This window comes from Microbacterium sp. ZW T2_14 (assembly GCF_044987405.1).
Lineage (GTDB): Bacteria > Actinomycetota > Actinomycetes > Actinomycetales > Microbacteriaceae > Microbacterium.
In genome coordinates, this window is record NZ_JBJDRK010000051.1 from 19,322 (window position 1) to 30,805 (window position 11,484).

The 11,484-nt window shown below is 70.9% G+C and carries 9 protein-coding genes; 4 read left to right on the forward strand and 5 right to left on the reverse strand.

Annotated elements, in window-relative coordinates; translation table 11 throughout:
* The first annotated feature begins 153 nt into the window (after window positions 1-153).
* Window positions 154-3,006 (forward strand): ATP-binding protein, encoded by a 2,853-nt coding sequence (locus tag ACI3KY_RS15965; protein WP_404931131.1) that lies wholly within the window; start codon window positions 154-156, stop codon window positions 3,004-3,006.
* Window positions 3,007-3,057: 51 nt separating this feature from the next.
* Here the strand turns inward: ACI3KY_RS15965 and ACI3KY_RS15970 are convergent, their stop codons facing one another.
* On the reverse strand, window positions 3,058-3,588 hold the full coding sequence (locus tag ACI3KY_RS15970; RefSeq protein WP_404931132.1) for a GNAT family N-acetyltransferase: 531 nt from the start codon (window positions 3,586-3,588) through the stop codon (window positions 3,058-3,060).
* Window positions 3,589-3,638: 50 nt separating this feature from the next.
* On the opposite strand from ACI3KY_RS15970, the gene ACI3KY_RS15975 reads away from it, so the two are divergent.
* Window positions 3,639-3,863, forward strand: a complete 225-nt coding sequence (locus ACI3KY_RS15975; RefSeq protein WP_404931133.1) for a hypothetical protein — start codon at window positions 3,639-3,641, stop codon at window positions 3,861-3,863.
* Between the two features lie 64 nt (window positions 3,864-3,927).
* Here the strand turns inward: ACI3KY_RS15975 and ACI3KY_RS15980 are convergent, their stop codons facing one another.
* The 4 genes from ACI3KY_RS15980 to ACI3KY_RS15995 all read right to left on the reverse strand — a co-directional run bounded on the left by ACI3KY_RS15980 (window position 3,928) and on the right by ACI3KY_RS15995 (window position 10,562).
* Window positions 3,928-5,970, reverse strand: a complete 2,043-nt coding sequence (locus tag ACI3KY_RS15980) for a vWA domain-containing protein (RefSeq protein ID WP_404931134.1) — start codon at window positions 5,968-5,970, stop codon at window positions 3,928-3,930.
* A 294-nt stretch (window positions 5,971-6,264) separates the two neighbouring features.
* Window positions 6,265-7,656 (reverse strand): AAA family ATPase, encoded by a 1,392-nt coding sequence (locus ACI3KY_RS15985; RefSeq protein ID WP_404931135.1) that lies wholly within the window; start codon window positions 7,654-7,656, stop codon window positions 6,265-6,267.
* Between the two features lie 93 nt (window positions 7,657-7,749).
* Window positions 7,750-8,208 carry a hypothetical protein gene (locus tag ACI3KY_RS15990; RefSeq protein WP_404931136.1) on the reverse strand — a complete coding sequence of 153 codons (459 nt, stop codon included), beginning with the start codon at window positions 8,206-8,208 and terminating at the stop codon, window positions 7,750-7,752.
* On the reverse strand, window positions 8,205-10,562 hold the full coding sequence (locus tag ACI3KY_RS15995) for a molybdopterin oxidoreductase family protein (protein WP_404931138.1): 2,358 nt from the start codon (window positions 10,560-10,562) through the stop codon (window positions 8,205-8,207). Before ACI3KY_RS15995 ends, ACI3KY_RS15990 begins: the two co-directional genes overlap by 4 nt.
* Before the next feature lie 171 nt (window positions 10,563-10,733).
* Between ACI3KY_RS15995 and ACI3KY_RS16000 the strand changes: the two genes are divergently transcribed.
* Both ACI3KY_RS16000 and ACI3KY_RS16005 read left to right on the forward strand, forming a co-directional pair.
* Window positions 10,734-11,210, forward strand: a complete 477-nt coding sequence (locus ACI3KY_RS16000; RefSeq protein WP_404931139.1) for an SRPBCC family protein — start codon at window positions 10,734-10,736, stop codon at window positions 11,208-11,210.
* A 121-nt stretch (window positions 11,211-11,331) separates the two neighbouring features.
* The coding region (locus tag ACI3KY_RS16005) for a type VI secretion system tube protein Hcp (protein WP_404931140.1) at window positions 11,332-11,484 on the forward strand (153 nt) is incomplete at its 3' end.

Below are 11,484 nucleotides of genomic sequence, written 5' to 3' on the forward strand. Positions count from 1 at the left end.
TCCTCGCGCGCGGATGATTCGATTCACACCTTGCGTTGCAGGTTACGGACGGGTGAATGGCGCCGGCATCCGTGACCTACACTGACTTTTGCTCGCGCCCCACCCGAGGGAATGGCAGTCATGCCTCAGCAACCCGCTCCACCCCCAGGCGGAGTGTCGCCTGTGCTGGTCGGTCGTCACGCCGAGTTCACCTCTCTGACGGCTGCTGTTTCGGCGCCTCCGGCCCTCATCGTCATCCAAGGCGAAGCCGGAATCGGCAAGAGCCGCCTGGTCCGCGAGCTTCTGGCCGCCGTGCCGGCCACCTCCGCGTTACTCATCGGTCATTGTCAGCAGCTGCATGACCCGTTCCCCCTGGGGCCGGTGCTCGACGCGTTCCAGCACCATGGCGACCTCATCGAGACCGACCGCCTCAGCGCCGTCGTGGGCAGCCTCGCTCCCCTGGTGCCGGAGATCGCCGACCGCCTCCCGCCTCCTCCCGAACGACCGGCGGACCAGCGCGAGGCACGGCATCAGATCTTCCGGGCGGCGACGGAGCTGCTCGAGCACGTGTCCCCCGCGGTCCTGGTCCTCGAGGATCTGCACTGGGCCGACACGGTGACATTCGACTTCCTCGCGTATCTGATCGCGCACCAGCCGGCGGACCTCACCGTCATCGTCACCAGTCGCACGGATCTCGGAACCACCCCCGTCGGCGAGGCCTTCGCGCGGGCACCCGCAGGCCGCACGCGGAGCGTTCGGCTCGCACCGCTCGACGTCGCCGAAGTCGGCGAGCTCTCCCGCTACCTGCTGGGCGTCGACGTCCCCGATGCGATCGCGACGGGACTGTACGAAGTCACCGGTGGTGTGCCGTTCGTGGTCGAAGAGGTGCTCCGCACCTTGCTGGCACGGCTCCCCGCCGCCGAGATCCCCACTCACCCCGACGCTCTCGCGGCGCTGTCCGTCTCCACCGCGCTCCGCGATGTCGTCGTCCAGCGGCTCACCACGCTCGAGACGAGTGCGCGGGAGATGATCGACGCCGCAGCCGTGATCGATCTCACCATCGATCCCGCGCTCCTCGCGGAGGTCACCGAGTACGACGCACGGCAGGTGGCGGCGGCCCTCACAGCGGCACACGCGGCGGGCCTCCTGCACGATCAGGACGGACGCATCCGTTTTCGCCACGTCCTCGCCCAGCAGATCGTCTACGACGCGACGCCCCTGCCGATGCGCCAGTGGTGGCACGCGCGCGTCGCCCAGGTGCTGGAGGAGCGGCACGATCCGATGCTCTCGGCGCGGATCGCGCACCACTACCAACGCGCCCACCGGGTGAGGGAGTTCGTCCGCTGGGCCGAGGCGGCGGCCGATGAGGCGGTGCGTCACGGGAACGAGGCGGCAGCGGCCGAATTCCTGCGCGAGGCGACCGCCGACATGGCCGCCCTCTCGCTCGACGACCGGGTGCGCATCGCGACGAAACTCGGCCGCGTGGCCGTCGACGGGTTGGCTCACGCTGAAGCCGCCCCCATCCTCACCCGGCTGCTCGACAGCCAGCAGCTGACCCAGGCCGCTCGCGGCGAGCTGCGTTTCGCCCTCGGCAGGCTGTACCGACAGCAGGGCTTCGCCCGCGACGGCTACGGCGAGATCGAGCGTGCGATCGACGACCTCTACGACCGGCCCGATCTTCAGGCCCGCGCGCTGGCGGTGCTGGCGGCCCCGGAGACCGTCGTCGACGTGCCTCTCGAGGTGCATCTCGCCCGATCCGTTCAGGCGGAGGAGGCGGCGAGGCGAGCCGGGTCACCGGACGTCGAGCTGGGTGTGCGCATCGCGCGGGCATCGCTCCTCCTGGAGCAGGGCGATCCGTCCGCGTGGGAGCTGATCGAGTCGGCCCGTCACGACACCGTTCTGCTCACCCAGCCACGGGAGCACGCGAGGGCTGCGATCAACTGGGCTCAGGGGGCGCTCCACATCGGCGATGTGAAGCGGGCCGACGAGCTGCTGAGCGAGGGACGGTCGATCGCCGAGCGGTCGGGCTCACCCCGGCTGCTCGAGGTGTACGAACTCGTCTGCGCCATGGTCGACCATGCCGCCGGCCGCTGGGACGGTCTCGCGGAACGCACACACGACCTGGCCTCGCGCGCGTTCGGATTCGGTGCGGCATCCATCGAAGCGCGGTACCTCGACTGCCTCATGCTCGGCTCGCTCGGCAGCACGGTGGAGGCCGCCGATCGCCTGACCGAGCTCATCCGCGACTGCGAAGAGGTGGGCACGGCGTGGCCCCTGATCCCGGCGCGTGCCGCGCTGGCCCGGCTCCGGCTCATCCTGGGAGATGCCGGCAGCGGCTTCGATGAGGCTGCCGCCGCCCTCGAACAGATCCGTCGCAAGGGGATGTGGACCTGGGCAGCCGATGCCCTCGTCTGTCTGGTGGATGCCGCGGCCGCCCTGGACCGAACCGACGACGTACGCGCACGCGTGAAAGCCATCGGTGCGCAGGTCCGTCAGGTGGAAGCGCCGGCGATCTCCGTGGCGGTGATCATGTGCGACGCGCTGATCGCACAGGTCGATGGGGACGGTGACACCGCCGAGGATCTGATGTCCCGCGCACGCAGCATGGCGCACGCGGCAGGCCTGGTCCAGGTGGCTGCACAGGCGACCGAGCGACTCGGTGACTGGCGGTGCACGCGTGGTGCGGCCGACGGGCCGGGTCTCCTCGTCGAGGCGCTGACGGTGTACGGCCGCCTGGCGGCCCGGCAGGACATCGCCCGGGTCACCCGGACGATGCGCCGGCACGGGGTTGCGGTGCCGTACCCGTGGCGCGGAGGGCGCCCGGCACACGGCAATGATCTGTCGCGTCGCGAGCGGGAGGTCGTCGGGCGAGCGGCCGCCGGCCGGACGAATCGCGAGATCGCCGCAGAGATGTTCCTGTCTCCCCGCACGGTCGAGACCCACATGTCGAACGCCCTCCGCAAGCTCGGGCTGCGCTCCCGCGACGAGCTCGATGCCGACGTTCTGGAGACCGACGCCCAGGACTGACGAGCGGGCGCGTGGGCGGCGTGCCTTACCGGCGACCGGCCCGTCGCATGTTCAGAGGTCCTTGACCGTCAGCAGGCTGTGGCCGTGGACGGACTCGGGTTCCACCCGGCCGATCTCACGGAAACCGAGCTTCTCCAGGACCCGCCGTGACGCGGTGTTCCAGTCCCAGACACCGGCCCGCAGTCGCCGGTAGCCCGCCATCCTCGCCCACGCGACGACCGCCTCGCCGGCCTCCGTGGCGTACCCGTGGTTGTGCGCCGCCTGAACCAGCTCGTAGGCCAACTCGGGCTCGTCGGCGGATCCATCGCCGCGGGCGATCAGTCCGCAATAGCCGATGACCTCCGCCGTGCCTTTCAGCTCCACCGTCAGAAGCCTCGCACCCGCGTCGTCGCGCTCGGCACTGATCTGCTCGGCGATGTCCTCGACGGCCGGTCGGCCCTCTGCATCGATCCGCCGATGCGGCGGCACTCTCGGGTCACGCTCGGTCCACAGCCGGCGGTAGACCACGGCATCCTCCGCACGTGCGCGCCGCAGGATGAGGCGGTCCGACTCCAACGGCTCCTCACCTGGCACCAGCGGCATGAAGGGCATTCTGTCAGGGCGGCGAAGACCCGCGGAGTCCGCTCTGGGGCTTGACGGCCTCGACCGACGGCGTCGGGGAACCGTTGCCCGGCGTCGTACTCGGGTCGCACCGCGCGCTCGACGCCGACGCCTGGGCACAGGCTCGCGGCTGGGCGATCTGGAAGGCGCTGATCGTCGCCGCCGGATTCGCGGGGTCGCATTCACCCGAGAGCGAGGCCCGCAAAGCTCGCCGAACGATCGACGCGGTGCTCGAAGACCATCGGCTCTCGCAATGACCCCGATCGCGGCATCCGACATCACCTGAGCCGGCGGTTCCGCGACCCGGATCGCCGAGCCGGTCTACCACCACCAGGATCGGCCGTGCAGCATGTCGCCGAAGTCCTCGGGCGTGCCGCGACCGGTCTGCCGCGAGCCCAGGTAGCTGTCGACGACGGCCCGCCCGAGGTCGTCGAGCTCGGGGGCGACGACGTGTGCTTCGGCACGCCGCGCGAGGGCGTCCACGAATCGGGCCAGCCCAGGATCGTCGCCGAGCCGGAAGAACGTCGTCTGCGCACCGAGCCGGTGCACCGTGTCGAGCTCGCGCACCGTGGCGGCCACCGTGCGCGGGTCGGGCGGATACGCGAAGTGCACGTGACCGTCGGGGCGCAGGTGGGCCGTCGGCTCGCCGTCCGTGACGATGAGCAGCACCGGCTGGGCCGTGGGATGGCGACGGAAATGCCGCTGTGCGAGCATCAGCGCGTGCTGCAGATTGGTGCCCTTGTCCCAGACGGAGTCCTTCGCCGTCAGCTGCTCGATGTCCATGACCTCCGCATAGCGCGCGAACGCGATCAGCTGCAGCTGGTCACCACGGAACCGCGACGAGATGAGGTGATGCAGAGCCAGCGCCGTGCGCTTCATCGGAACCCAGCGACCGTCGAGCGCCATCGAGAACGACGTGTCGACGAGAAGCGCGACGGCGGCCTGCGTGCGCTGCTCGGTCTCGACGACCTCGACATCCTGCGTCTCCAGGCGCACGCCGGCCGACGCGTCGCCCCCCTCGAGCACGGTCCTCAGCACCGCGTTCGACACCGTGCGGGGGATGTCCCACGGCTCCGTGTCGCCGAACGCCCACTCGCGCGTGGAGCCGGTGCGGTCGCCGGCAGCACCCGCGTGGCGCGTCTCGCGGGCACCGGTGCGGGCCGACTGCCGGGTCGCGATGTCGCGGAGAAGCGCCCGCCCGAGCTGTCGCATGGCCCGTGGCGTGAGCCGGAGCTGACCGTCGGACGCCCGCTGCAGCATCCCGGTGTCCTTCAGCTCCCGCTCGAGGTCGCGCAGGGTGCGGGCGCTGACCGCGGCGTCCTCGCCGATCAGCCGTTCGATGGCGTCGAGGTCGATATCGTCCATGCGCGCGCCGGGATACGACTGGCCGAGCTGATCGGTGAGCGAATCGAGGTCGGAGAGGTCCTGCATGATGCCGGTCGCCTCGCCGAGCCCGGTCGGCTCGTCTCCCGAGAAGGATGCCGAACCCGTCCAGTCCTCGCCGGGCCGGAGCGAGCGCAGATTGTCGTCGAGCCGGGACAGGGACTGCATGAGGTCGGGTGAGCCGAAGGCCTGAGCCGCGAGGTCCATGAGCTCATCCCGTTGCTCGGGGGTCATGGAGTTGAGCATCCGCTGCGCTGCCGCCGAACGCTCCGCGAGCGTGTCGAGAAGCTCGTCGAGGTTCTGCGGATTCTCGGGGAACTGATCCCCGTGCTTCTCCATGAAGTCGTCGAAGTCCTCCTGCGTGTCGTCGCCGAGCCGGCGCTTCTCGAGCAGGTCGTTGAGGTCGTTCAGCATGTCGCGCACGGCTTGGCGGTCGGCATCCGTCGCGTTCTCGAGCGCGTTCTTCATCCCGGCGAAGCGCTGGTCCAAGAGCTCCCGGCCGAGCAGTTCGCGGATGCGGTCGTAGTCGGCCCGCGCGCTCGGGCTCTGCCAGTCGTAGTCGGCGAGCTCGTTGACGGCCGCAGCGGTGCTGGCCGGCAGGTTCTCGAGTCGCATCTCGGCGAACGCCCGAACGTCGTCGTCGAGCTGCACGTCGCGGACGAGGTGCTTGCGCTCCTCGAGCACGGCGCGGTCCAGCAGCTGCCGGACCTCCTCGAGCGTGCCGTCGAGCCGATGCCGCCGCACCAGCTCGGCCCGGCGCTCGCGCACCCGCCGGGCGAGGTCGTCGAGGCCTTCCCGGTCGCGGTCTCCGCGCCGCAGGTACTCGCGCATCGCCCGTTCGGCCGAGGTTCCGGCCATCACGTCCTGCCCGATCGCCTCGAGCGCCGTCTGCACCTCGACCGGCGGCGCGAGCGGGTCGCCGCCCGTGTAGCGCCCGTATCGCGCGGCGTGGCCCGGCGTGCGGTGGAAGCTGCGAGGCATTAAGTGGTGCCTCCTCCTGCGGTGGGGACGGGCGACGGATGCCGGGGGCTGGGGTTGCTCGTCTCGCGAGTCGGTCGCTGAGCGAGCGCCAGCGAGACGAAGCGTCCTCGCCGGCCCGGTGACCGGGGGCCCGGGTTGCTCATCGGCCCGGGGCGTTTCGTCTCGCTCGTTCCTCGCTCGCTCAACGATCGGTAACTGACGTTGCTCGTCGACCACAGGCGGTCCGTCTCGTGAACCGGTCGCTGAGCGAGCGCCAGCGAGACGAAGCGCGCCCGCGCGCCGAAGCACCGCGTGTCAGCCATAGACCGTCTCACCGCCCGCGGTGTCCTTGCCGATGCGCTTCTCGAGGTAGAGCGACTCGAGCAGCAGCTCGAGCGCGCCGGCACGCTCGCCCGCGGTGCGCGCCTCGAGGCGGTCGGCCACCTGCTCGTAGAGGTCGGACTCGCCGAGCACCGGCATCGCCGCCAGCACGTCGGCGGCGGTCACCTGTTCCCCGGTCATGACCGTCGCACCGTCGTGGAGCGCATCCGCGAGCACGCGGGCGTCGAGCCCGCGCAGGTGGGCGCGGGCGGTCTCGGCGACCGCGGTGCGCAGCAGGTGCTCGAGGATCGCGCGCTCCCGGCCCTCCTCCCCGGTCTCGAACTCGATCTTGCCGCCGAGCACGTCGACGGCGGTCTCGAGGTCGACCGGGCGCGCGACGGCGACCTCCTCATGCTGACGTGTTGCGCGATGCAGGGCGGCGGCCGCGATCGTCTCGGCGCCGGCGATCGCGAACCTCGCGGACACCCCCGCACGCTGGTCGACAGCATCCGATTCCCGAAGGTTCCGCGTGAATCGGGCGAGGATCTCGAGGAGGTGCGCGGGAACCTCGGCGACGAGGTCCGCCTCCTGGCGGATGACGGCGATCTCCTCGTCGATCGTCTGGGGGTAGTGCGTGCGGATCTCGGCGCCGAAGCGGTCCTGCAGCGGCGTGATGATGCGGCCGCGATTGGTGTAGTCCTCGGGGTTCGCGGTGGCGACCACGAGCACGTCGAGATCGAGGCGCAGCACGTAGCCGCGGATCTGGATGTCGCGCTCCTCCATGACGTTCAGCAGCGACACCTGGATGCGCTCGGCGAGGTCGGGCAGCTCGTTGATGGCGACGATGCCGCCGTTGCTGCGCGGCACGAGGCCGTAGTGGATCGTGTCGGGGTCGCCGAGAGAGCGGCCCTCCGCGACTTTGATCGGATCGACGTCGCCGATCAGATCAGCCACTGAGGTGTCGGGCGTGGCGAGCTTCTCGGCGTATCGCTCGCTGCGGTGGCGCCACACGACGGCGAGGTCGTCGCCCAGCTCGCCGGCGCGGCGGACGGATGCCGGGGTGATGGGGTGGAACGGATGCTCGCCGAGTTCGGACCCCTCGATGACCGGCGACCACTCGTCGAGCAGTCCCACGAGGCTCCGCAGCAGCCGGGTCTTGCCCTGCCCGCGCTCGCCGAGCAGCACGATGTCGTGGCCGGCGAGGAGGGCCCGCTCGAGCTGCGGGATCACGGTGTCGTCGAACCCGTGGATGCCGGGCCAGGGGTCGCGGCCGTTCGCGAGGGCGTCGAGGAGGTTCTCGCGCAGTTCGACGCGCACCGGCCGGTAGGTGTGACCCGACGCGCGCAGCTGTCCGGCGGTGGCGATTCCGGTGGGCGATGGTGTCATGCCGGGAGGCTACGCCGCCTGCGCAGCGGTGAGGGCCGGATCGGCGAAATTCCTCCAGCTCGATGAGCTGGCCGGGTGAGCCCGCGCGCCTGCTCACGGCCCGACGAGCACCTGCGGGGCGGACTGCTTCATGCGCGTCTGCAGCCAGACCAGCTGGGCAGCGGTCTGCTTCTCGCAGGCGTCGACGACGCCGATCAGCTCGCTGTCGCGCACGGCGTGGGCCGACTGGCCGACGATGGTCCACGTCATGTCGACGAAGCCGGCCAGCACGTAGACGTCGTGGAGGTCGCGCAGCATGCCGAGCGGCCCCGAGCGCGTATCGCCCAGCCCGCGGGCATGCAGGCGCTCGGGTTCGTCGTCGACCGGTGCGGCGCCGAGGCGGTGCACGATCGGCACCAGCTGCTGCGCGTGATCGACGCACTGGCGGGCGAAGGTGAGGCAGAGGAAGTGGATGTCGGGCTCGTGGCCGTGCGCCTCGGCGACGTCGAGGTACGCCTCGGCGAGCGTCGTCTCGGCATGGCCGAGCAGGGAGAGGTAGATCGGCAGTCTCATGACGCGTCCTCGATCCGCGACAGCTCGACCGCGGCGACCTTGTACACCGGCTGCTTCGAGACCGGGTCCCACTCGGTGATCGTGAGCTCATTGGCGGCGGTGGGATGCCGCTCCTCGGCGCCCTCCGGGGCATCCCAGTAGCCGTAGTGGAACGGTGCGAAGACGGTGCCCTCGCGGATGCGCGTGATGCGCAGCGGCGCGACGATGCGTCCACGGCGGGAGCGGACCTCGACCACGTCGCCCTCGTAGAGGCCGCGGGCAGCCGCGGTCGCGGCATCCGTCTCCACCCACAGGGAGGGTGCGGCGGCGACGAGTTCGGGCGTGCGGCCGGTCTTGGTGCGCGTGTGGAAGTGGTACACCGAGCGGCCCGTCGTGAGGGTCAGCGGGTACTCGGCGTCGGGCGGCTCGTGCGGACCGGTGTAGGCCGCGGTCTTGAGGAGCGCCTTCCCGTCGGGGCGCTTCGCCTTGAAGGCCTCCGGGCTCACCGCGCCGCCGGTCGCGAGGTCGTGCCCGTAGGTCTCGCAGTAGTCGGGCTGCGTCGCGAACACACCGTCGGCGTAGAGCCGGTCCGTGCTGGTGGACTCTCCGTCGCGGCGCGGCCAGCGGATGCCGCTCTCACGCCGCAGGTCGTCGTACGAGATGCCGGTGTAGTCGCAGGGGCGCCCCCGCGAGCACTCCTGCCAGGCCCGGTAGACGTCCTCGGGGGTCGTCCACTCCAGGAGCGGTCGGCCGTCGTCGCGGCGGAAGTCCATGCGCCGGGCGTAGTCGAGGAAGATGTCGAGATCCGAGCGGGCGCGCCCGGGCGGCTCCACCGCCTTCTCCGACAGGTGCACCGTCCGCGTCGCGTTGGTGAACGTGCCCGTCTTCTCCCCCCAGGCAGCCGCGGGCAGGACGACGTCGGCGAGCGCAGCAGTCTCGGTGAGGTAGAGGTCCTGCACGACGACGAAGGTCTCGGGCTGGGCGAGGATGTCGCGGATGCGAGGCAGCTGCGGCAGCGAGACGCCGGGGTTGGTCGCCGAGATCCAGAGGAAGCCGATCGTCCCCAGCTCCACATAGCGGAACAGCTGCATGGCATGCGTGGACTCGGCCCAGTGCGGGATGACGTCGGGATGCACGCCCCAGAGGTCGGCGAGCCGGCGGATGTGGTCCGGGTTCTCCCAGTTGCGGAAGCCGGGCAGGTCGCCGTCGGCCCCGCACTCGCGGTTGTTCTGCGCCGTCGGCTGACCGTTCATCTGAAGGATGCCGCATCCCGGCCGGCCGATCATGCCGCGTAGCAGATGCAGATTGTTGACCTGGCACGACGACGCCGTCGCCTGCGCCGACTGGTAGAAGCCCTGCAGCACCGTCGACACCACGCGCTGCGAGGTGCCGAAGATCCGCGCCGCGCGGCGGATGTCGTCGGCGTCGACGCCGCAGACCTCGGCGGCGCGCTCCGCCGTCCACTCCGCGACCTGGGCGCGCAGCTCCTCGGCGCCGAGCGTGTGCGCCGTCATCCACTCCTCGTCGACCCAGCCGTTGACGAACAGCTCGCGCACCAGGCTGTGCATGAGCGCGAGGTTGGTGCCCGGGCGCACGGCGAGGTGCACGTCGGCCCGGGCGGCGACCGGAGTCTCGCGGGGATCGACCACGACGACCGCAGGCGGCTGCGCGCCGTCCAGCCGGTCGAGAACACGCGCCCACAGCACCGTCTGCGTCGCGGCCGCATTGTGCCCGAACAGGAACAGCGCGTCGCACTCGTCGATGTCTTCGTAGCAGCCCGGCTGACCGTCCGCGCCGAACGACTCCTTGAGCGACGCGGCCGCGGTGGCCGTGCACAGCCGGGTGTTGCCGTCCATGTGCGGCGTGCCGATGCCCGCCTTGCCGATGACGGCGAGCGCGTAGTACTCCTCGAGGAAGAGCTGCCCGCTCGTATAGAAGGCGTGGCTCAGCGGTCCCTTCTCCCTCAGCAGGCGCGAGCTGCGCTCGACGACGAGCTCCATCGCCTCGTCCCAGCCGACGGGCACCAGCTCGCCGTCCCGGCGGACCAGCGGGGTCGTCAGCCGCGCGTCGTTCTGCACGCCCTGCCAGCTCGCGTACAGCCCCTTCGGGCCCAGCCGGCCGCGGTTGATCGCGTCGTCGGCTCGGCCGCGGATGCCGACCATCCGGCCGTCCTTGACCGCGATGTCGCAGCCGCATCCGTTGCTGCACAGCACGCAGGCCGAGCGCACCCACGAGTCGACATCAGCCTCGGTGATGCCGTCTTCCAGCTGCTGGTCGACCCGCGTCTGCCATGGTTCTCCGGGCGCATGCGGAGTGCGCGCCCCCCAGACGTCTCTGACCCGCTCCGCCGGCTCTGCACGCAAGGTCTCCTCCATGGGCTTCATGGTGCGACTGCGATCCCCGTCGCTCGACCCCCTTGACGTGCGGCATCCTTCGGTACCCGCGGGCTGTCGTCCGGTCACCATCAGCCCCGGGTCCACGCGGCGCCGCGTCCGCCGCGCACGCACCCGGATACGCGGATGGCCTCCCGGTCGTACTCTGAGCGCATGGGTGTCTTCCAGTTCGAGCTGACCCGCACGGTCCCTGCCGGTATCGACGACGTCTTCGCTCGCCTCGCCGACATCGAGGGATACAACGAGTGGATGCCCGGAACGGGGAGCATGCTGCGAGGCACCGTGAAGACCTCGCCCGGCGCCCCGGCCCTCGGCACGACCTACCTCGACGACACGTCGTTCGGTCCCACGCCCGGCGAGATCGCGCAGTTCGAGGCGCCGCACACGCTCGTGTATCACTGGTGGAGCAAGACGAAGGCGGGCAAGCTCACGGCGGAAGGCTGGCCCGCGTACCACCTCGAGGCGACCCCCGACGGGACGACCCTCGTTCGCCACCACGCGGAGGTGCGCACGTACCGCATGTACCGGCTGGCGACCCCCTTCCTGCGGAGGATCGCGAAGAAGGAGCGCACCGCCACGCTCGCGGCGCTCGCCGCATCGTTCGAGCCGCGCGGGCGCGCAGCCGACTGACCCACCGCCCTCGCGCGGGCGCACCTCTTGAAAGTGGTGTCGACGGGGAGTATCCCTGAGATGGTCGTGCGAGCGATCGCGCGGCCGGGGGGCCACGCATACGGACGGGGGCGAGCCTGCCATGGCCGATGACCAGTTCCTCACCATCGCGTCCATCCCCGGCGAGGTCACCGACGACCGTCATCCGGGCGCCATCGAGGTGCTGAGCTGGAGCTGGACGGTGTCGAACGCCACGCCGGCCGGCGGTGGCGTTCGACACCGTCCAGCTCCAGCT

Excerpts from the sequence above, each read along its gene's own strand:
- ACI3KY_RS15970 (WP_404931132.1), bottom strand. The coding sequence starts at position 3,588 with ATGCCGCTGGTGCCAGGTGAGGAGCCGTTGGAGTCGGACCGCCTCATC.
- ACI3KY_RS15990 (WP_404931136.1), bottom strand. The coding sequence starts at position 8,208 with ATGAGACTGCCGATCTACCTCTCCCTGCTCGGCCATGCCGAGACGACG.
- ACI3KY_RS16000 (WP_404931139.1), top strand. The coding sequence starts at position 10,734 with ATGGGTGTCTTCCAGTTCGAGCTGACCCGCACGGTCCCTGCCGGTATC.
- ACI3KY_RS15995 (WP_404931138.1), bottom strand. The coding sequence starts at position 10,562 with ATGGAGGAGACCTTGCGTGCAGAGCCGGCGGAGCGGGTCAGAGACGTC.
- ACI3KY_RS15985 (WP_404931135.1), bottom strand. The coding sequence starts at position 7,656 with ATGACACCATCGCCCACCGGAATCGCCACCGCCGGACAGCTGCGCGCG.
- ACI3KY_RS15980 (WP_404931134.1), bottom strand. The coding sequence starts at position 5,970 with ATGCCTCGCAGCTTCCACCGCACGCCGGGCCACGCCGCGCGATACGGG.